Raw genomic sequence first — 18,361 nt, 5'->3', positions numbered from 1 at the left:
ATCGGGTGAGCGCCCTTGACGACGGAGGTCCCCATGCCGGAAGGCAGAGGCTCGCGGATCGATTCGGACCGGCTGCGTGCGGCCGCCGACCTGCTGGACCAGGCCGCGGCCGCCGACGATAAGGCGGCAGGCCGGTTCGCCGAGGCCCGCGTCGACTCGACGCCGTTCGGCATCTCGGCCCAGGCCCGCGAGCTGGCGGCCCGCTGGTCAGCGGCGCTGGCGGCCCGCGAAGCCGACGCGCGGGTGCTCGGCGACGCGACGTCCGACCTGGCCGGCCGCCTGCGCATGACGGCGGAGAGCACCCGCAGCACGGGCTTCCGCGGCCGCATCGCGGTGGCGCCGTGACGTCCCCGGTGTTCGAGCACCCGGCGCTGACGGCGGCGGCTTCGTCGTTGGCGTCGTTGCGCGCGGCGGCGGGCCGCATCGGGGCCCCGGACCCGGTCGCGGCCCTGCGTCACCTGGACTGTTCACCACCGTCGATCAGCGCGTCGGCGTCGGCGGTCGACTCGGGAGCGTTGCTGGTGACATCGGCTTCCGCGGAGTTCCGCGCGGGAGTGGAGCACGCGGAGACCGGCGGCAGCGCGGAGACGTTCGGCATCTGGGCGGACACAGTGGACGGTCAGTACGCGGCAGCCGCCCGCGCGGCCGCCGCCACGGCCGCGCTGGGCGCCCGGATCGCCGCGGAACTGGACACGGTGGCGGTTTCGACGTCGACGCAGGTGTGCGAACTGGCGGCCGCAGCGTCGGCGTCGGTATCGGCGGTCCTGGCGGGCGACCGGTCGGCCGAGGTGGTGAGCACGGTCAGTTCTGCGTGCACGGCGGTCGTCCGGACGGTGTTCGCCCAGATCGCGTCGTTGTCCTTGCTGGCGGCCGAACTGGAGCCGCTGACGTCGCCGGTGGTCGAGCTCAGCTGAACCGTTCCCGCGCCCAGTCTTCGAAGGACCGCGCGGGGTGGCCGGTGACGGTGGGGACGTCGAGCGAGACGGGTTCCGGTTCTGTTACCAGAGACGCCCAATAGGGCAGTGCTTGTGCCGCAAATTCCGCGCCCAGCTGCGTAATTGCTTCGTGTTCGGGTTGTTCTTCCCACCGGGTGCGCGTTCCCAGCGCCGCGCCGAGGATTTCCGCTTGCCGTGCTTGGGTGAGGGCCTCGGGACCGGTGACGAGGTAGATCTGGCTGCGGTGGTCTCCAGTGAAGGCTTCGACGGCCATGTCGGCGACGTCTTTTTCGTGCACGAGGGATCTTTTGGCTTGCCCGTACGGGGCTCGGACTTTGCCGGTTTTGGCTTGGGTCACCCAGCCGAGGGTGTTGGTGGCGAGGCCGGTGATGCGGAGGAAGGTCCAGTCATCGGTGACTTTTTGGACGGCGGCTTCCACGTCACCCCAGAATCCCCCGTCTTCGGCGGCCGCGGATGAGACATAGACGATTTTCTTGTTTTCGAAGGATTTTAGGGCTTTGTCGATTCCTTCGGAGGAGTAGAAGGGCCAGACGAAGTAGACGGCATCAACACCCTCGGCAGCTTCGGCCGGATCGGAGATGTCGCCCTGGACGATTTCTCCTCCGGGTGCCTTGGCCGGGTCGCGGAGGAGAACTCTGACGTCGACGCCGTGGTCGAGCAGGCCGGTGACAACGTGCCGGCCGGTGTTGCCGGTGGCCCCGGTGACGAGGACCTTCATGTGGCGCTCCTTGGTGATCGGGTGCTGCCGACCACGCTCACACTTCAAGTCCCCTTCAAGTCAAGCCGCTACCAGGCGAGGACCAGCACACAGCTGTTGTTCAGGCGCGCGGCACCGCAACCGACGACGTGCTTGTCCACCACCAGGGCGCCGAAGCCGGCCACGCTTTCCGCCCAGCCCTTGATCGCCAGCTGCGCGGCCTGGTCGCTGTTCTGCCAGCCGTTCCCCAAGTCGAACGCCCAGTACTGCCCCAGCCGATCCGCTCGAAACCCGGTCTTGCGGACGCTGCCGTCGGTCACCTCCATCTGCAGGAAGTTCGAAGGTGCAAATTTCGCCTGCTGCATCGCGAAAATCGACGTCCAGGCAATCTGATCCAGGATGTGGTTGTGCACCAGAATATTCACTCCGGCCCGTTCCGCGCGGAGCTGGTTGACAACGCGGACGAGCCTCAAAGACTGCCCAAGATCGGCATCTGTGGGCGGCTTGAGCATGGAGGTTCTCCTGACCGTCGTCGGCGGTGGGCAGACAAAACTAGATCGGCCGATTGCGGTTTGGCGAACCCCCAACCAGGGTGGTCACCATGAGCCGGGAGAGCGCCCTCGAGACGCTTGGCGAGACGATGCGGCACCTCCGCACCGCGAACGACGTGACCTTGACCGCCGCCGCGCGTGCGGCCGGGGTGAGCAAGGGCCATCTGAGCAACGTGGAACGAGGACGGGACACCCCCGGCTGGAATTTGATCGACTTCTACGAAGCGGCCTACGGCGGTGACGGCCATCTGTGGTCGGCGTACGTGGAAACTGTCACGGGCCCGCGGCGGCGCCGGGACTCCCGACACGGCACGTGCTACCCGATTCCCGGCGACGAGTCGTCCTTCGTCGCCGACGTGACGGTCCCCGACGGGACTGTGATGCCGCCCGGATTCAAGTTCGAGAAGGTGTGGCGCCTACGAAACACCGGCACGGTTCCGTGGACCGGCAGATTCCTGCGGCGGCTTGGCGCACCCGGCGGCCTGGGCATCCCGAGTTCACCGGTTCAGGTGCGGATCAGCGACACCCACCCCGGCGAGACCGTCGATGTCATTGTGCCGTTGAAGGCCCACGTTCTGCCGGGGACGGCCGAAGCTCATTGGAAAATGGTCGACGACCGGGGGTACGAATATTTTCCGGACCGGTACTTCCAGGGAATTTTTCTGACCATAGTCGTCGACATCCGGGCACCGGCACCCGATCTTCGGCGCCTTGCTTGACCGCGCCGTTCGGGCGGACGCAACACGGCTGTGACAAAGCGGTGCTTCTCCTGATCGCCGTCGCCCGCGAGGCTGGCAACCATGCCTCTCTTCGAACTGACCGCTGAAAAGCTGGAAGCCGTTCCGTCGTCGACGTTCGCCGCTGAGCAAGTGCTGGAACGAGCTGATCTTCAGCGTCTGCTGCGGGCCCAGATCAACGCGGTGGTCGAAGACGTTTTGATCGTGAGTGAAGAGTTCGCGGAGTTCGCCGGCGCTCGGCGGAGGATAGATCTGCTGGGCGTCGATCGTGACGGCAAGCCCGTGGTCATCGAGCTCAAGCGCACGACGGACGGCGGCCACCTCGAACTCCAGGCGCTGCGGTACGCGGCGATGGTGTCAGCCCTGACCTTCGACGATGTCAGTGAAGCCTTCGAACGCTATTTGCTTCAGGTTGATCCCGAAGCCGCGGACGGCGCCCGTCATCAGCTGGCGAGCTGGCTCGATGACGTCGGCGGAGAAGATGCCGTCCTCAGCCGAGAGGTACGCCTGGTTCTCGTTTCCGGCGGGTTCGACCGCGAGATCACGACGACCGTCCTGTGGTTGAACGAGGTCTACGGCCTCGACATCCAGTGCATCCGGCTCACGCCGTACAAGGTCGGTGAGCGGCTGTTGCTGGACGTACAGCAGGTCATCCCGCTTCCGGAAGCCACTGATCTGACCATCCAGCTGCGCCGCCGCGAATCGCACGCTCGAGCGGCTCGCGAAAGCGAGGGACGCGATTGGACGCCGTACGCGATCACGACTCCCGCAGGAACCACCGAGCCACTGCGCAAGCGCCAGGCAGTTCTTGCCCTGGTAACCGGTCTCCACGTCGCTGGGGTGCCCGCCTCCCGGCTCGCCGAGGCTCTCCCGAAGACACGGTTCGTCAGCGTTCCCGGAACGCCCGATGCGGACGACCTGCCGGATGCGTTCGTGGCTGCACACCCCAAGGCCAAGGGCAACCTTCACCGTTGGTTCGTCGACGCGCCCCTGCGGGAACCGGATCGCACCTGGTTACTGACCAAGATGTGGGGTCGGAACACGGAGCCGGTTCTCGCCAAACTGGTGGAGCTGGCTCCAGAAGGCATGGCGTTCGGCTATGAAGCTCAGCCCCAGGGCTGAACAACGTCCAGCGCTGCAAGGTGTCCGGCAAGGGCACAGAACGCACGGACCCCCGGCCAGCTGGGCTGACCGGGGGTCCGGATGAGAGCGGTGGCGGTGGGATTTGAACCCACGGACGGGGATTAGCCGTCACACGATTTCGAGTCGTGCTCCTTCGGCCGCTCGGACACGCCACCGCCGAGAACAATACCCGAAGGCCCTCCGCAGCCTCACGAGGGGTCGATACGCCGCCCCGAGCGGAGCCTGACCTGCGCTTCCCGCACCGCTCGGCCCGCCCGTACCCGGACGTCGTCGACCGCGGAGCGGAACTGGGCCGACCGCTTCTGGGCTCGGCCCGATGACTCCAGACGGCGGTTGCCGGTCACCTCGCCGGCCTTCTCGCGAGCACTACCCACTGCCTGCTGGATCTTGTGCTTCATCGTCATACCGGAGGAGTACCCAAAAATCAGCGCCGCGTAGCGAAGTACGTCTCCAAGACCGCCGCGCACTCCACCGAAAGCACGCCTCCGTGCACCTCGGGCCGGTGGTTGAGACGGCGGTCACGCACGACGTCCCACAGGGACCCCACCGCGCCCGTCTTCGGCTCCCACGCCCCGAACACCAGGCGCGCGATGCGGGCCAGCACCAGCGCCCCCGCGCACATCGTGCACGGCTCCAGCGTCACCGCCAGCGTGCAGCCCTCCAGGCGCCAGCCGTCGCCGACCACGGACGCCGCCGAGCGCAACGCGAGGATCTCCGCGTGCGCTGTCGGGTCGCCCAGCTCGACGCGTGCGTTGCGCGCCGCCGCCAGGGGCGTGCCGTCCGGGCCGAACACGACCGCCCCGATCGGGACGTCCGCGCCCGGGGCGCGCGCCGCCTCCAGCGCGGCCTCGACCGCTTCGGTGTCGGACAGCCGTCTCAGAGCTCGTCCAGGAGCTTGCCGAACTCGCTGCCGAAGCCGCACCGCTGCGCGACCATCTGCAGCTGCTCGTCCGGGTACAGGTCGACCTCGCCGACGATGACCTCCAGCTCCGGCCCGGGCAGCCCGAGGTCCGCGAGGATCTCCAGGTCGCCCTCGGGCCAGACGGAGTCGTCCTCCTCGTCCGGCGGGTCGACGCGCAGGACGTCGAGGACGTCCGCCGCGATGTCGTAGTCCAGCGCCGCCGCCGCGTCCGAGAGCAGCAACGACGGCCCCCGCGGGCTCGGGCGGACGATGACGAAGAACTCGTCGTCGACCGCCAGCAGCCCGAAGCTCGCGCCGGTGGAACGTAGTTTGCCCAGTTCAGTGATCGCCGCGTCCAGCTCGGTCAGCGCCCCCGGGTCGAGCGCACTGCACCGCCACCGACCGTCTTCCCGGACCACGGCTACCGCGAAGCCCGTGACCGGCTCATCCACCGCCATGCGCACACCGTATTCCGCCGCTCGACCGAACGCACGCACGGTGCGCCCGAAGCGCCGCATGGGGCACTATCGGGACCATGACCGGCCCCACTGACCTGCCCACCCTGCCCGGCACGCCGTTCGACGGCCTCCTCGACGACGCGCGGGCGCTGCAGGACCGCACGGTCGCGCTCCGGCGCGACGTGCACCGCCACCCGGAGCAGGGGCTCCACCTGCCGCGCACCCAGGCGGCGATCAAGGAGGCCCTGAGCGACCTCCCGCTGGAGATCACCGAAGGCAAGGCCACGACGTCGCTGACGGCCGTCCTGCGCGGCGGCAAGCCCGGCCCGGCGGTGCTCCTGCGCGGCGACATGGACGCGCTGCCGCTCACCGAGGAGACCGGCCTCGACTTCGCGTCCGAAGACGCCGAGTCGATGCACGCGTGCGGGCACGACACCCACGTCGCGATGCTCGCGTCGGCGGCCCGGCTGCTCGCCGAGCGGAAGGACCAGCTGGCCGGCTCGGTCGTGTTCATGTTCCAGCCGGGCGAGGAGGGCCACCACGGCGCCCGCTTCATGATCCACGAGGGCGTGCTCGACGCCGCCGGAACGCGGGTCGAACGCGCGTTCGGCGTGCACATCCTGGCCAACCTCCGCAGCGGGCTGCTGTCGATCCGGCCGGGTCCGCAGATGGCGTCGGCCGACTCGTTCACGGTGCACGTGACCGGCAAGGGCGGCCACGGCTCCGCGCCGCAGCACACGATCGACCCGGTGCCCGCGGCCGCGGCGATGGTCGGCGCGCTGCACACGATGATCACGCGCCGGGTGAGCGTGTTCGATCCCGCGGTGCTGTCGGTGACGCGGATCCAGGCCGGCACGACGACGAACATCATCCCGGAGACCGCCGAGCTGCAGGGCACGATCCGCACCCTGTCCGAGCAGACGCGGGCACTGGTCCGCGACGAGCTGTACCAGGTGTGCGAGCAGGTCGGCGCGGCGTACGGCTGCCGCGTCGTCGCCGACGTCGAGCCGGGCTACCCGGTGACGGTCAACGACGACCGCGTCGCCGCCGAGGTCCTGCGGCTCGGCGAGGCCGTGCTCGGCCCCGGGAACGTCGAGCTGATGGCGGACCCGCTGATGGGCGCCGAGGACTTTTCCTATGTCCTGCAACGCGTCCAAGGCGCGTACGGGTTCCTGGGCGCGTGCCCGCCCGGCGTCGACCCCGCCGAGGCGGCGGCCAACCACTCCAACCGCGTGCTCTTCGACGAGGACGCCATGCCGAACGGCGTCGCGATGCTGGCTGCTTTCGCTCTCGACTCCCTCCGCTAAGGCCCGGTCCGCGACGGGCGCCCGTCCTCCAGGTGGCCGGCGAAGCGGCGGCGCCACCCCGGCGTCTCGAAAACGACGTCGTACCAGCCGTTCTTCGCCGGCACCGGAAAGTCGTGCGAGGCACCCGGCGGGAGGGTGACGCCGTTCAGCGCGACCGGCGCCGGCCCGTTGTTGGTCACCGTGACGCGCAGCGCGGGCGCCGAGGTGAAGGTCACGGAGGCGTCGAGGCCCGGTTTTCCGGACGCCTCCACGACGAAGCCGTTCGGCCCGTGGATCGCGATGTCGTACGACTCGGCGTAGGGGATTTCGCCTGTCGTGGCGGCGCCGGGGCCGACGTCGAAGCGTTGTGAAGCTCCGCCCGCGTGGTAGGCGTACGCGGCCAGCTGCAGCGCCTGCGTGCCGTGGTTGGCCAGGTGCAGTTTCAGCGCGCCCGGCCCGGCCGTCACCCAGGCGACCGGCTGGTACGGCAGCGGACGCGCCTTCGCCGTGCCGGGGTCCTGCACCAGCGCCGCGGGCCCCAGCCCGGGCTTCGGCAGCCGGGACTGCGTCCGGTCGGCTTCGGCGCGCAACGCGTCCGCGTCCGGCAGCAGCGGGATCGTCGTGTCGTGCGTGCGGAAGTCGAAACAGCTGGTCAGGTCGCCGCAGATCGCCCGGCGCCAGGCCGAGATGTTCGGCTCGCGCACCCCGGTCCAGGTCTCGAGGAAACGCAGCACCGACGTGTGGTCGAAGACCTGCGAGTTCACCCAGCCGCCGCGGCTCCACGGCGAGACGACGGTCATCGGCACGCGCGGCCCCAGCCCGATCGGCTGCGGCGGGCCGGACGCCCCGCCCTTCTCCGGCCGGTCGCCCGGCAGGAACTCGCCCGGGGTCCCGGGTGGCGGCGTCGGCGGGACGACGTGGTCGAAGAAGCCGTCGTTCTCGTCGTAGTTGATGAAGACGACCGTCGACTCCCACAGCGAAGGGTTGTCCCACAACGCTTTCAGCATCCGCTGGACGTAGGCGGCGCCGTCGACCGGCCGGGCGGCGGGGTGCTCGCAGTAGCCGTACGGCGCCACGACCCACGACACCGCGGGCAGCGCCCCGGCGGCGCAGTCGGCGATGAACTCGGCCAGCACGTGGTCGAGGTCCTTGCCCTTCCCCGAGTCCGGCAGCAGCTTCTTGCGCAGGTTCGCGCGCTCGGCCAGCCGCTGCTTCACCGGGTCCGTCGAGTACAGCGCGTCGTGGAAGTTCTGGAACAGCCACAGCGGGTTGTCGCCGTAGTCGCCGACGAAGTGCTCGGGGACGCCGCGCTCTTCGTCGTTCGCGTAGATCCGCCACGTGATCCCGGCGGACTCGAGCCGTTCGGGGTAGGTCGTCCAGCGGAACGACGGCTCGTAGTCCGGGAAGTTGTGCGTGACGGGGCCGCCGGCGACACCGTCCGGGTCGATCGTGCCGGTCCAGTGGAACAGCCGGTTCGGATGCGTCGGACCCTGGATCGAGCAGAAATAGTGGTCGCACAGCGTGAACGCACTCGCCAGCGCCCGCTGGAACGGGATGTCGTCGCGCGTGAAGTACCCCATCGTCATGGGACTCTTCGCCGCGACCCAGGCGTCGTACGCGCCGCCGTTCCACGCGCGGTGCGAGCTGTTCCAGTCGTGTGGCAACTCGCCGAGGTCCTGGCCGTCCACAACGGACGTGTCGACCCGGAACGGCAGCACCGGCGCGCCCTTGCCGCGCTGGCGGAAGACGTCCCGCAGCGCCGCGCGGTCGCCGAAGCCGCGTACGCCGGCCATGGTCCCGTAGTAGTGGTCGAACGACCGGTTCTCCTGCATGAGCACCACGACGTGGCGGACGTCGTCGATCGTCCCCGTCCGCGGCGGGGCGGCGCACGAGGCCGTCAACGAGCCGGCGACGGTGGCCGCGGCCGCGCCGCCCAGCACCGTGCGCCGCCGGATGCGGCCCATGCCTGCCTCCTCGCACGAGGTTTGCCCACGCCGGCGAACCAGGTACGTTCGCCGCCGAGAGATGAGGTGAAGCCATGCTCGGCTCAGCGGAACTGGTCGCCTTCGCACCGTCGACCGACCTGGAGCGCTCACGTGCCTTCTACACGGATGTCGCCGGGCTCGAGTTCATCGAGCAGACCCCCTTCGCTTGTGTCTTCCGCAGTGGCGCGACCATGCTGCGCGTCACGGCCGTACCCGAGTTCACGCCCCAGCCGTTCACGGTGCTCGGCTGGGCGGTGGCCGACATCCGCGTCGCGGTGGCCGGCCTGCGCGACCGGGGCGTGGAGTTCCTGACGTTCGAAACGGTGCCACAGGACACCGACAAAATCTGGACCACGCCGGGCGGCCGGATCGCCTGGTTCCCCGACCCGGACGGCAACGTGCTGTCCTTGACCGAGTTCACTGGCGATTAAACAACAGTGTTGATTTAATGGGTGGATGACCGAAGCCGATCGCCTCGCCCAGCTCGCTGACCAGGAAGAACGTCTCCAGTTCACGAAGTTCGACAACGAGACGGCGCTCGCCCTCGGCGCCCAGCTGCTGGCCGCGGCGCGGGAGCGCGGGCTGCCGGTGACGATCTCGGTCCGGCGGGGCGGGCAGCGCCTCTTCCACGCGGCCCTGCCCGGGACGTCCGCGGACAACGACGCGTGGATCGACCGCAAGAGCCGGGTGGTCGACCGCTACGGCCACAGCTCGTTCCACGTGGGCACGCAGTTCCGCGCGAAGGGCGGCTCGTTCGAGGCGGACTCCCGGCTGGACTCGGACGAGTACGCGGCTCACGGCGGCGTGTTCCCGGTCCTGGTCCGCGACGTCGGGCCGGTCGGCACGGTGGGTGTCTCCGGGCTCCCGCAGGCCGACGACCACGCGTTCGTCGTCGAGCAGCTGGAGCTGTTCCTGGCGCGCTGACGCTGTCGATCCGGCGCCTCCTCGGGTGACGTACTGGTACACGGCATCCGAGGAGGCACCATGAGCAAGCTGATCGCCACGACGTTCCTGAGCCTGGACGGCGTCTACCAGGGCCCTGGCGGCGTCGACGAGGACACGTCCGGCGGGTTCGACCTGGGCGGCTGGGTGACGCCGTTCTACGAGGAGGGCATGGCGGCCCTCGCCGAGGAGTGGATCGCCCGGGCGGGTGCGTTCCTGCTCGGCCGCCGGACGCACGACATCTTCGCCGCGCACTGGCCGAAGGTCACCGACCCCGCCGACCCGCTGGCCTCGCGGCTCAACGGCCTGCCGAAGCACGTGGTCTCGAGCACCCTGACGGAGTCGCCTTGGCAGGGCACGTCGATCGTGGCCGGCGACGTCGTCGAGGCCGTCCGCGAGCTGAAGGCACGGCCGGGCGACGAGCTCCAGGTCCACGGGAGCGGTGCCCTGCTACGGACGTTGATCGACCACGACCTCGTCGACGAGTACCGGCTGTGGCTGTTCCCGGTCGTCCTCGGCAAGGGACGGCGGCTCTTCCCGGACGGGGTGCTGCCGAAGAAGTTCGAGCACGTCGAGAGCCGGCACACCGCCGCGGGGGTCACCGTGCTCGTGCTGCGGCCCGCCGGGAAACCGGAGTTCGACACCTTCCGGCTCGTGGCGGAATAACGGCTGGACGCCCCCGTTACTTTGGACCCATGGAGCGCGCAGCGAACACGACGACGCCGGAAAGTGTCCCGGCGCGCTGATCCATGCTCACGCAAAGCCCGGGGCGGTCGCCCCGGGCTTTCGTCTTGTGGTCCTCCGCCTCGCCGTCCACGAGGAGTCCACAGTGCACGACCATCGCAAGCTCGGCCGCGAACTCGGCCTGTTCGGCACCGACCCGCTCATCGGCGCCGGCCTGCCCTACTGGCTGCCCGACGGCGCCGTCGTCCGGCACAGCCTCGAGGAGTACGTCCACCGCCTCGAACGGCGCGCCGGCTACCGGCACGTCCATTCCCCGGTCCTCGGCAAACGGGAGCTGTACGAGGTTTCCGGGCACTGGGCGCACTACCGCGACGACATGTACCCGCCCATGGACGTCGGCGGCGAGCAGCTCGTGCTGCGGCCGAGCCTGTGCCCGCACCACGCGCTGATCTACCGTTCGCGCGGCCGCAGCTACCGCGAACTGCCGCTGCGGATCGCCGAGCTCGGCGGGATGTTCCGCAGTGAGCTCTCCGGCGTGCTCGGCGGGCTGAACCGCGTACGCGCGATCCAGCTCAACGACGCGCACGTCTTCTGCACCCCCGACCAGGTCGAAGCCGAGGCCGCCGCCGCGCTGGCGCTGATCCGGCAGGCCTACGACGCGCTCGGCATCCGCCCCGCGCGCTACCGGCTGTCCCTGCCCGGTCCCGGCGGGAAGTACGTGCCCGGGAACTGGGACGGCGCCGTTGCCATCCTGCGGTCGGTCCTCGACGGCCTCCCGTACGACGCCGTCGAGGGCGAAGCCGCCTTCTACGGCCCGAAGATCGACGTCCAGATCGCCGACGGCGCCGGTCGCGAGTCGACCCTGTCCACCGTCCAGGTCGACTTCCACCAGCCGGAACAGTTCGGCCTCGAGTACGTCGGCCCGGACGCCGCGAAGCACCGGCCGGTCATGGTGCACCGCAGCATCATCGGCAGCGTCGAACGCGCGGTGGCGCACCTGGTCGAGGTCCACGGCGGCGCGTTCCCGGCCTGGCTGGCGCCGGTGCAGCTGCGGTTGCTGCCACTGTCCGCCGCGGAACTGCCGTACGCTCAGTCGCTTGTGGACAGTTGCGACGACGACCTGCGGGTCGAGATCGCGGCCGAAGGCAGCCTCGGCGCACGGATCCGGGACGGCCGGCTCGTGCCCTACCAGGCCGTGATCGGACCGCAGGAGGTCGCCGCCCGGCAGCTTTCCGTCCGGTTGCGCGACGGAAGCCGGGTGGACGCCCAACCGGTGGCGGACGCGCTGGCATCGATCGTGGAGGCGATCAGGCCGCCATGGCCTCGGCCAGCCAGTCGAAGGCGGGAGCCAGGCTTTCCGGTGCTGCCCAGCCGTTGATCACCCCCAATAGCTGCATGTAGCGCTCACGGCGCGGATCGTTGGCGACGCCGAGCCATTTCCGCAGCTCGCCGGGATCGCGCCCCAACCCGTCGACGATCGCCTTCGCCGCCGGGGACTTCGGCACGATCCCGGCCACGACGGCCGGGGTGACGGCGTCCCGCACCTCGGCCGCCAGGTCGCGACGCAACCCGGCTTCGTGACCGTCCGCGAACCGGCGCAGGTTCGCGCGGAACTCCGTGTCCCGCATCAGCGCGGCCAGCTCGAGCCACGCCTCAGCCTGCTCGGGGCTCGGGTCCTCGGGCAGGTCCGGGGTCAGGGTCCGGGCGATCCCCGCCAGGTCGGGGCGATCACCCAGGGCAGCGGCGAGGAAGTCGCCGATCAGGCACCGCCGCTCCACTTCGGACAGCAGGGCCCGCTGGTGCGAGAGACTCGCTTCCTCGGGGCTCGAGCCGCGATCCACCACTGCGTACAGCACCTCCCTTCGCCGGCGCAGCACGCCGATCTGCACCTCCACCGCCGCGGCGTGCTCCGCCGCCACCTCCGCGACGGTGGTCTCGCCGTCGACCACCTGCCGGATCGTGGCGAGGTCGACACCGAGGTCGCGCAGGACCCGGATGACGTCGAGCCGGGCGAGCGCGGCGTCGTCGTAACGGCGCTGGCCCGCGGTGTTGCGCCCGGACGGCGGCACGAGGCCGCGATCCGAGTAGAACCGGACAGCCTTGACGGTCAGCCCGGTCCGGTGGGCGAGTTCGCCGATCGAATACCGCATGCCGCAAGAGTGGCAGCTCCCCTCGGGGGAGGCGCAAGACCTGCGGGTTCGCTCGATCGTGTCGATCATTTGTTCGACGATCGGCGGTAGAGTCGAACGCATGAGCGAACGAGCTAGGTCTCCTCCCGGATCCGGGTGACGAGCTGGGTCGGGTTCACGAACCGCAACGCGACGAGGAGGAGCACGAGCATGGAGGCGGTGTAGATGGTCGCCATGGCGTCGACCGACTGGTTGGCCCGGATGCCCGCGGCGAACACCGAGTTGTAGAGCGCCACGACGAGGGTCGTCGAATCCGGGCCGGCGGTGAGGAACGTCAGCTCGAACATGCCGACCGTCCGGACCAGCACGAGGATCGAGGCGGCCAGGATCCCCGGCAGCAGCAGCGGGCCGAGGATCCGGGTGAACACCGAGACCGTGCGCGCGCCGGACATGCGCGCGGCGGCTTCGATCTTCGGGTCGATCTGCTCGATGAACGGCGTCATGGTCAGCACGACGAACGGCACCGAGGGCACCAGGTTGGCCAGGATGACGCCGGTGATCGTGCCGGCCAGGTGGAACTTGTAGAGCACGGTGGCCAGCGGGATGCCGTAGGTGATGGGAGGAATCAGGATCGGCAGCACGAACAGCAGCATCACCAGGCGCTTGCCGGGGAACGAACGGCGGGCCAGCGCGTAGGCGGCCGGGACGCCGACCGCCACCGACACGGCGATCACCACCAGGGCGACGATCGCCGTGGTGAGGAGGACGTCGGAGAGGCCGAACTCGCGCCAGGCGTCGGCGTACCAGTGGGTGGTGAAGCCGTCCGGGAGCCAGGTGCCGAACCACTGCGTGCCGAACGAGTCGACGACCACCGAGAGCACGACGCCGGCGAGGTTGACGAAGAAGAACGCGACGACGGTCCAGACGACCCAACGTCCGGGACGCGCGACCCAGCCGGTCATCCCTTGCCTCCGGTCGCTCCGCGGTACAGCGTGCCGCGCCACGCCATGACCAGGCCGATCACGATCAGCATGACCACCGCCATGAGCATCGCGACGGCCGAGCCCATCGAGTAGTCGTACTCCTCGAACGCGGCGTGGTAGGCCGCGATCGAGATGACGCGGGTCTCGTTCGCGGGGTCGCCGACGAGTTGCGCGCTCGGGAAGACCGAGAACGCCATCACGAACGAAAGGCAGAAGGTGATCGCCAGGCCGGGAGCCAGCAGGGGCAGCGTAATCCGGCGGAAGCGCTGGACCCAGTTGGCGCCGAGCGTCGCGGCCGCCTTCTCCAGGGAGGGGTCGATGCCCGAGAGGTAGGACAACGTCAGCAGGAAGGAGAACGGGAAACCGGTGATCACCAGGGAGAGCAGCACGCCGGTGTAGTTGTGGATCAGCGGGAGCGGCTGGTCGGTGACGCCGAGGACGGTGAGCAGCTTGTTCAGCCAGCCCGCCGGGCCGCCGTACATGATCAGGCCCTGCGCGGTGAGCACCGTGCCGAGCGTGATCGGCACGACGAGGATCGTCGTCAGGAGGCGCTTGCCGCGGACGCGGCCGCGCATCACGTAGGCGATCGGGATGCTGGCGAGCACGTTGATGAACGTCGCGGGCAGTGCGATGGCGAGCGTCGTCCAGATGGTGTCGCGGAGGTAGGGGTCGCTGAAGAAGCGCGCGTAGTTGGCGAAGACGCCGCCACGGCGCGGGGCGAACGACAACTGGAGGCCGTACAGGAAGGGGTACAGGAACAGGCAGGCCGTGACCAGGAGGCCGGGCACCAGGAGGAGCAGCGTGCGGTCGACACCGCGTTCGGCCAGGCGGTGACGCAGTGCCGGGCGGGCGCTCGCGACGGCCGTCACGGCTCGAACACCAGGACGCGTTCGGCCGGGACGCCGATCCGGGTGGTGTCGCCGGGAGCCAGGCGCTTGTCGGTCCGGAAGTACACCGGCGTCCCGTTCTCGAGGCGGGCCGAGACCGACAGCTCGCGGCCGTGGTACTCGACGATCTCGACCGTGACGTCGAGGGCGTTCTCCGCGCCGTCGCCGACGACGAAGTCCTCCGGGCGGATGGCCACCTTGGCCGGGCCCTCGGTGAGCGAGCCGCGGCCGGTCAGGCGGACTCCCGAGCCCTCCACGGTGACCGAGGAGCCGGCGGTTTCGGTGACCGTCACGTCCAGGAGGTTGCGATATCCCATGAAGGAGGCCACATAGCTGTTGACCGGTTGGGCGTAGACCTCTTCCGGTGTGCCGATCTGCTGCACGGAGCCTTCGCGCAGCACGACCAGGCGGTCGGCCAGTGACAGGGCCTCCTCCTGGTCGTGGGTGACGTACACCGTGGTCAGGCCGAGCGTCTGGTGAAGCCGGCGGATCTCCATCCGCATCTCGAGGCGGAGCTTGGCGTCCAGGTTGGACAGTGGCTCGTCCATCAGGACCACCGGCGGTTCGAGCACCACGGCCCGGGCGATGGCGACGCGCTGCTGCTGTCCGCCGGACAGCTGCGCGGGGAACTTCGCCGCGTGGTCGGTGAGCTGGACCAGGCGGAGGGCTTCGTCCACGCGGCGGCGGGCGTCGGCGCGGCCGACCTTGCGCATCTTGAGGCCGAAGCCGACGTTGGCGCGGACCGACATGTGCGGGAAGAGCGCGTAGTTCTGGAAGACCATCCCGAACCCGCGTTGCTCCGGTGGCTGGCCGTCGATGCGGGTGTCGTCGAGCCAGATGCTGCCGCCCGTCAGCGGCAGCAGGCCGGCGAGGCAGTTCAGCGCGGTCGACTTGCCGCAGCCGGACGGGCCGAGCAGGGCCACGAACTCGCCGCGCGCGATGGCGAGGTCGAGGCCGCTCAGGGCGTTCGCGGTGCCGAAGCTGCGCGAGACGCCGTCCAGCCGCAGCTGCTCGAACGTCACTTCTTGCCGACCTTCGAGCCGCCGACCAGCTGGTTCCACTTGTCGAACGCCTTGACCTGCTGCTCGGCGGGCAGCGAGGTCTCCTTGGGGTACTGCGCGATCCACTGCTCGTACTCCGGGCGGCCGAACTGCTTGATCGTGTCCTGGCTCTTCTGCGGCGCCATCTGCAGGGTGACGTCCTTGACCGCTGGGCCGGGGTAGAAGTAGCCGTCGTCGTAGGCGATCGCCTGCTGGTCCGGCTTCAGCATCCACGCGATCAGCTGCAGGATCGCCGATTCCTGGTCGGGCGAAAGACCCTTCGGGATCAGGGCGTACTGGGCGTCGGTGACCCAGTGCATCGGCTGCATGATCGCGGTCTTGACCGTGTTGGGCACCGTGCCGAGCTTGCGCGGGTTGATGTCCCAGCCGGTCGTCGACGTGATCATGTCCACCGAACCGGACGCCAGGTTCTTCATGGTCTCGGTCGTGCCGGAGGGGTAGTACTTCACGTACTTGCCCAGCTCCTGCAGGAACGCCCAGGTCTTGTCCCAGCCCTTGTCCGGGTCCTTCGGGTCCTTGTCACCGAGCAGGTACGGCAGGCCCATCAGGAACGTGCGGCCCGGGCCGGAGTTCGACGGCTGCGCGTACTGGAACTTCTCCGGGTGCGCCTTGGCCCAGTCGAGCAGCTCCTGCGGCGACGCGGGTGCGGAAGGCACCGCGCCCGGGTTGAACTCCAGCAGCGGGCCGGACGGGTAGTAGACGACCTCGACGCCGTAGCCGTTGGCCAGCTCCTGCATCTTGGCCGCGGGCTCGAGGTAGTTCTGCATGAGGTTCGGGAACCGGCCGGCGAAGTCCGGGAGGACCTTCGCCAGCGTGCCGTTCGCGATGCCCGCGGACAGGCCGTCCGTGCCGCTGAGGACGAGGTGCGTCTGGGCGACGCCGCCGTCCTGCTCGGCCTTCAGCTTGCCCGCCATGCTCGGGGCGGGCGCCGTCGAGTACGTGACCTTCGAGAGCACTTCCGGGTGCGCGGCCTTGAAGTTCTCGATCATCTGCTTGGTGAGCTGCAGGTTGCCCGCGACGTCCAGGATGTTCAGGTCGACGGGCTTGCTCGGCTTGTCCGGCACAGCCGAGGGATCCGCAGCCTGGCCGCCGTCCCCGCCCGGCGCGCCACAGGCCGCCAGGCCGGCCGCGAGGCTCGCCGCCAGCAGCACTCGTCGGAATCGGAAGCCGGTGCGACGCTGCATGGCTGCTCCCTGGGTCCGTGATAATGTTGTATGTCGCATCGTATATCAGATCGGACATGCCAGTGGCGAGCACTTCTTCGGCCAGGAGGCCGCCGCCGCCCGTCTCGCGCACGGATTTCGTGCGGGACGCGATCAAGGAAGCGATCTTGAGCGGGGAGTTCGGGCCGGGCGAAACGCTCGTCGAAGCCGAGGTGGGCGCCCTGCTCGGGGTGTCGAAGACGCCGGTGCGCGAAGCGCTGCGAATCCTCGCCGGTTCCGGTTTGGTCACGATGAGCACGTACAAGGGCGCCGCGGTCCGGGTCATGGACGCCGAGAGCGCGCACGCCGTGTACGACCTGCGCGCGATCCTCGAGCCCGAAGCCGTCCGGCGCGCCGTCGAGCGCGGTGCGGACTTCGGTGACGCGCGGCAGGTGCTGGCCGGCGTCGAGACCGGCGCGAACGCCGCCGACCGCGCGAAGGCGAGCCTGACCAACCGGCTGTTCCACCGCGCGCTCTACGCCGGGTGCGGTAACCCGCTGCTGGTCGACGTCCTGGACGGCCTTCGCGACCAGGCCGCGCTGATCACCGTCACCGGCTGGGGCATCAGCCCGACGTGGCAGGGCGAGGCGGCCGAGCACCGGGCGATCCTGGCCGCCGCCGAGAGCGGGAACGCCCGGCAGGCCGAACACCTGCTGCGCCGGCACATCACGGATTTCCTCGACCGGGTCGCGTGCGGCCTGCCGGGTGAGCACACGAAAGGGGCCCGATGACGTTCGAGCAGCAGAGGCGGCGGCTGTCCGGGGTGGTGGCCATCCCGGTCACGCCGTTCGACGCCGACGGCGCCGTCGACGGGCAGACGTACGCGAAACTCGTCGACCGGCTGGTCACCGGCGGCATCGAGGTCGTGACGCCGAACGGGAACACCGGCGAGTTCTACGCGCTGGACGCGGCGGAGGCCCGGCAGTGCCTGGAAGTCACCGTCGAAGCCGTGGCCGGCCGGGCCAGCGTGCTCGCCGGGATCGGTCACGACGTCACGTCGGCGACGCGGGCCGCCGCGCACGCGCGCGACGCGGGCGCCGACATGATCATGATCCACCAGCCCGTACACCCGTACATCTCCGGCGACGGCTGGGTCGACTACCACGCCGCGATCGCGTCCGCGGTCCCCGAACTCGGCGTCGTGCTCTACGTCCGCAACCCGGCGATCGCCGGTGAACAGCTGCGGGCACTGGGCGAGGCGGCACCGAACGTCATCGGCGTGAAGTACGCGGTGCCGGACCCGGTGCGGTTCGGCTCGGTCGCGCGCGACGCCGGCTTCGAGCGGTTCGTGTGGATCGCCGGCCTGGCCGAGCTTTCGGCGCCAGGCTACTTCGCCGTCGGCGCGACCGGGTTCACGTCGGGCTTGGTGAACGTCGACCCGGCGACGTCACTGGAGATGTTGCGCGCGCTGTCCACAGGGGACTACCCAGCGGCGATGACCGTCTGGGAGCGGATCCGCCCGTTCGAGGAGCTGCGCGCGGCGAACGGCAACGCGAACAACGTCAGCGTGGTCAAGGACGCGCTCGGCCAGCTGGGCCTGTGCCGCCCCGACGTCCGCCCGCCGAGCCGCCTGCTGACGGCGGGCGAGCGGGAGCAGCTGTTCGGGTTGCTGTCTTCGTGGGGGCTGTCGTAGGTCCGGGGAGCAACGTGTGGCCGAAGTTACTCACGCGTTAACAAGCCGTCAGCGGCCGGCGGGAACCCGTCAGGACGGCATTCACGGGTGATCACCGGGCGCCCGGACAGCGGTGTCCTGACCGGG

General features: G+C 69.8%; 22 protein-coding genes and 1 tRNA gene. 11 read left to right on the top strand and 12 right to left on the bottom strand.

Annotated elements, in window-relative coordinates; all coding sequences use genetic code 11:
- Positions 1–33: 33 nt before the first annotated feature.
- Positions 34–345, top strand: coding sequence for a hypothetical protein (locus ACIQWX_RS07885; RefSeq protein WP_400867103.1), 312 nt, complete (start codon positions 34–36; stop codon positions 343–345).
- Positions 342–914 carry a hypothetical protein gene (locus tag ACIQWX_RS07880; protein WP_400867101.1) on the top strand — a complete coding sequence of 191 codons (573 nt, stop codon included), beginning with the start codon at positions 342–344 and terminating at the stop codon, positions 912–914. The genes ACIQWX_RS07885 and ACIQWX_RS07880 overlap by 4 nt, the downstream gene beginning before the upstream one ends.
- Here ACIQWX_RS07880 and ACIQWX_RS07875 read toward each other — a convergent pair.
- Together ACIQWX_RS07875 and ACIQWX_RS07870 are read right to left on the bottom strand one after the other, a co-directional pair.
- The gene (locus ACIQWX_RS07875) at positions 907–1,674 is read right to left on the bottom strand and encodes an SDR family oxidoreductase (RefSeq protein ID WP_400867099.1); all 768 of its coding nucleotides are present in this window, start codon (positions 1,672–1,674) and stop codon (positions 907–909) included. The two genes, ACIQWX_RS07880 and ACIQWX_RS07875, sit on opposite strands and share 8 nt — an antisense overlap.
- A 68-nt stretch (positions 1,675–1,742) precedes the next feature.
- Complete coding sequence (locus ACIQWX_RS07870) at positions 1,743–2,165, bottom strand: hypothetical protein (RefSeq protein ID WP_400867097.1); 423 nt, start codon at positions 2,163–2,165, stop codon at positions 1,743–1,745.
- 89 nt (positions 2,166–2,254) lie between these two features.
- Here ACIQWX_RS07870 and ACIQWX_RS07865 point away from each other — a divergent pair, with 89 nt between their 5' ends.
- The gene (locus ACIQWX_RS07865; protein ID WP_400867095.1) at positions 2,255–2,923 is read left to right on the top strand and encodes an NBR1-Ig-like domain-containing protein; all 669 of its coding nucleotides are present in this window, start codon (positions 2,255–2,257) and stop codon (positions 2,921–2,923) included.
- A gap of 81 nt (positions 2,924–3,004) precedes the next feature.
- Positions 3,005–4,063 carry a hypothetical protein gene (locus ACIQWX_RS07860; protein ID WP_400867093.1) on the top strand — a complete coding sequence of 353 codons (1,059 nt, stop codon included), beginning with the start codon at positions 3,005–3,007 and terminating at the stop codon, positions 4,061–4,063.
- Positions 4,064–4,151: 88 nt separating this feature from the next.
- Here the strand turns inward: ACIQWX_RS07860 and ACIQWX_RS07855 are convergent.
- The 4 genes from ACIQWX_RS07855 to ACIQWX_RS07840 all read right to left on the bottom strand — a co-directional run bounded on the left by ACIQWX_RS07855 (position 4,152) and on the right by ACIQWX_RS07840 (position 5,443).
- A tRNA-Ser gene (locus ACIQWX_RS07855) sits at positions 4,152–4,239 on the bottom strand.
- Between the two features lie 33 nt (positions 4,240–4,272).
- On the bottom strand, positions 4,273–4,488 hold the full coding sequence (locus ACIQWX_RS07850) for a CsbD family protein (RefSeq protein WP_400867091.1): 216 nt from the start codon (positions 4,486–4,488) through the stop codon (positions 4,273–4,275).
- Between the two features lie 20 nt (positions 4,489–4,508).
- Positions 4,509–4,964, bottom strand: a complete 456-nt coding sequence (locus ACIQWX_RS07845; RefSeq protein ID WP_400869449.1) for a nucleoside deaminase — start codon at positions 4,962–4,964, stop codon at positions 4,509–4,511.
- Entirely contained in the window at positions 4,961–5,443 is a 483-nt protein-coding gene (locus ACIQWX_RS07840; protein ID WP_400867089.1) for a tRNA adenosine deaminase-associated protein, read from the bottom strand. Before ACIQWX_RS07840 ends, ACIQWX_RS07845 begins: the two co-directional genes overlap by 4 nt.
- 77 nt (positions 5,444–5,520) lie before the next feature.
- On the opposite strand from ACIQWX_RS07840, the gene ACIQWX_RS07835 reads away from it, so the two are divergent.
- Entirely contained in the window at positions 5,521–6,750 is a 1,230-nt protein-coding gene (locus ACIQWX_RS07835; protein WP_400867087.1) for a M20 family metallopeptidase, read from the top strand.
- Here ACIQWX_RS07835 and ACIQWX_RS07830 read toward each other — a convergent pair.
- Positions 6,747–8,693 (bottom strand): phosphocholine-specific phospholipase C, encoded by a 1,947-nt coding sequence (locus tag ACIQWX_RS07830; RefSeq protein WP_400867085.1) that lies wholly within the window; start codon positions 8,691–8,693, stop codon positions 6,747–6,749. The genes ACIQWX_RS07835 and ACIQWX_RS07830 overlap by 4 nt on opposite strands.
- 74 nt (positions 8,694–8,767) lie before the next feature.
- On the opposite strand from ACIQWX_RS07830, the gene ACIQWX_RS07825 reads away from it, so the two are divergent.
- From ACIQWX_RS07825 to thrS, 4 genes are all read left to right on the top strand, one after another.
- Positions 8,768–9,145, top strand: a complete 378-nt coding sequence (locus tag ACIQWX_RS07825) for a VOC family protein (RefSeq protein WP_400867083.1) — start codon at positions 8,768–8,770, stop codon at positions 9,143–9,145.
- 25 nt (positions 9,146–9,170) lie between these two features.
- Complete coding sequence (locus ACIQWX_RS07820) at positions 9,171–9,638, top strand: heme-degrading domain-containing protein (protein ID WP_400867081.1); 468 nt, start codon at positions 9,171–9,173, stop codon at positions 9,636–9,638.
- 60 nt (positions 9,639–9,698) lie between these two features.
- On the top strand, positions 9,699–10,322 hold the full coding sequence (locus tag ACIQWX_RS07815; protein WP_400867079.1) for a dihydrofolate reductase family protein: 624 nt from the start codon (positions 9,699–9,701) through the stop codon (positions 10,320–10,322).
- 127 nt (positions 10,323–10,449) lie between these two features.
- Entirely contained in the window at positions 10,450–11,718 is a 1,269-nt protein-coding gene (thrS, locus tag ACIQWX_RS07810) for a threonine--tRNA ligase (RefSeq protein WP_400867077.1), read from the top strand.
- Here thrS and ACIQWX_RS07805 read toward each other — a convergent pair.
- The 5 genes from ACIQWX_RS07805 to ACIQWX_RS07785 all read right to left on the bottom strand — a co-directional run bounded on the left by ACIQWX_RS07805 (position 11,648) and on the right by ACIQWX_RS07785 (position 16,584).
- Positions 11,648–12,490: a MerR family transcriptional regulator gene (locus tag ACIQWX_RS07805; protein ID WP_400867075.1), complete on the bottom strand. Its 843-nt coding sequence runs from the start codon at positions 12,488–12,490 to the stop codon at positions 11,648–11,650. The two genes, thrS and ACIQWX_RS07805, sit on opposite strands and share 71 nt — an antisense overlap.
- Before the next feature lie 113 nt (positions 12,491–12,603).
- Positions 12,604–13,431, bottom strand: a complete 828-nt coding sequence (locus ACIQWX_RS07800; protein ID WP_400867073.1) for an ABC transporter permease — start codon at positions 13,429–13,431, stop codon at positions 12,604–12,606.
- Positions 13,428–14,321, bottom strand: coding sequence for an ABC transporter permease (locus tag ACIQWX_RS07795; protein ID WP_400867071.1), 894 nt, complete (start codon positions 14,319–14,321; stop codon positions 13,428–13,430). Before ACIQWX_RS07795 ends, ACIQWX_RS07800 begins: the two co-directional genes overlap by 4 nt.
- Entirely contained in the window at positions 14,318–15,361 is a 1,044-nt protein-coding gene (locus tag ACIQWX_RS07790; protein WP_400867069.1) for an ABC transporter ATP-binding protein, read from the bottom strand. Before ACIQWX_RS07790 ends, ACIQWX_RS07795 begins: the two co-directional genes overlap by 4 nt.
- Positions 15,358–16,584, bottom strand: coding sequence for an extracellular solute-binding protein (locus ACIQWX_RS07785; protein WP_400867067.1), 1,227 nt, complete (start codon positions 16,582–16,584; stop codon positions 15,358–15,360). Before ACIQWX_RS07785 ends, ACIQWX_RS07790 begins: the two co-directional genes overlap by 4 nt.
- Positions 16,585–16,646: 62 nt before the next feature.
- Here ACIQWX_RS07785 and ACIQWX_RS07780 point away from each other — a divergent pair, with 62 nt between their 5' ends.
- Together ACIQWX_RS07780 and ACIQWX_RS07775 are read left to right on the top strand one after the other, a co-directional pair.
- Positions 16,647–17,333, top strand: a complete 687-nt coding sequence (locus ACIQWX_RS07780; RefSeq protein WP_400869447.1) for a GntR family transcriptional regulator — start codon at positions 16,647–16,649, stop codon at positions 17,331–17,333.
- Positions 17,330–18,235 (top strand): dihydrodipicolinate synthase family protein, encoded by a 906-nt coding sequence (locus ACIQWX_RS07775; RefSeq protein WP_400867065.1) that lies wholly within the window; start codon positions 17,330–17,332, stop codon positions 18,233–18,235. Before ACIQWX_RS07780 ends, ACIQWX_RS07775 begins: the two co-directional genes overlap by 4 nt.
- Positions 18,236–18,361 lie beyond the last annotated feature (126 nt).

It is taken from the genome of Amycolatopsis sp. NPDC098790, from assembly GCF_044759945.1.
In the GTDB taxonomy this organism is placed as follows: Bacteria; Actinomycetota; Actinomycetes; order Mycobacteriales; family Pseudonocardiaceae; genus Amycolatopsis.
Note: the sequence above shows the minus strand (reverse complement) of the source record. Positions and strands in the feature narration are given on the sequence as shown.

Bases quoted from the DNA above. Each gene is read 5' to 3' on its own strand.
- ACIQWX_RS07885 (WP_400867103.1), top strand. From the start codon at position 34: ATGCCGGAAGGCAGAGGCTCGCGGATCGATTCGGACCGGCTGCGTGCG.
- ACIQWX_RS07875 (WP_400867099.1), bottom strand. From the start codon at position 1,674: ATGAAGGTCCTCGTCACCGGGGCCACCGGCAACACCGGCCGGCACGTT.
- ACIQWX_RS07870 (WP_400867097.1), bottom strand. From the start codon at position 2,165: ATGCTCAAGCCGCCCACAGATGCCGATCTTGGGCAGTCTTTGAGGCTC.
- ACIQWX_RS07865 (WP_400867095.1), top strand. From the start codon at position 2,255: ATGAGCCGGGAGAGCGCCCTCGAGACGCTTGGCGAGACGATGCGGCAC.
- ACIQWX_RS07860 (WP_400867093.1), top strand. From the start codon at position 3,005: ATGCCTCTCTTCGAACTGACCGCTGAAAAGCTGGAAGCCGTTCCGTCG.
- ACIQWX_RS07850 (WP_400867091.1), bottom strand. From the start codon at position 4,488: ATGACGATGAAGCACAAGATCCAGCAGGCAGTGGGTAGTGCTCGCGAG.
- ACIQWX_RS07840 (WP_400867089.1), bottom strand. From the start codon at position 5,443: ATGGCGGTGGATGAGCCGGTCACGGGCTTCGCGGTAGCCGTGGTCCGG.
- ACIQWX_RS07835 (WP_400867087.1), top strand. From the start codon at position 5,521: ATGACCGGCCCCACTGACCTGCCCACCCTGCCCGGCACGCCGTTCGAC.
- ACIQWX_RS07830 (WP_400867085.1), bottom strand. From the start codon at position 8,693: ATGGGCCGCATCCGGCGGCGCACGGTGCTGGGCGGCGCGGCCGCGGCC.
- ACIQWX_RS07825 (WP_400867083.1), top strand. From the start codon at position 8,768: ATGCTCGGCTCAGCGGAACTGGTCGCCTTCGCACCGTCGACCGACCTG.
- ACIQWX_RS07820 (WP_400867081.1), top strand. From the start codon at position 9,171: ATGACCGAAGCCGATCGCCTCGCCCAGCTCGCTGACCAGGAAGAACGT.
- ACIQWX_RS07815 (WP_400867079.1), top strand. From the start codon at position 9,699: ATGAGCAAGCTGATCGCCACGACGTTCCTGAGCCTGGACGGCGTCTAC.
- ACIQWX_RS07805 (WP_400867075.1), bottom strand. From the start codon at position 12,490: ATGCGGTATTCGATCGGCGAACTCGCCCACCGGACCGGGCTGACCGTC.
- ACIQWX_RS07800 (WP_400867073.1), bottom strand. From the start codon at position 13,431: ATGACCGGCTGGGTCGCGCGTCCCGGACGTTGGGTCGTCTGGACCGTC.
- ACIQWX_RS07785 (WP_400867067.1), bottom strand. From the start codon at position 16,584: ATGCAGCGTCGCACCGGCTTCCGATTCCGACGAGTGCTGCTGGCGGCG.
- ACIQWX_RS07775 (WP_400867065.1), top strand. From the start codon at position 17,330: ATGACGTTCGAGCAGCAGAGGCGGCGGCTGTCCGGGGTGGTGGCCATC.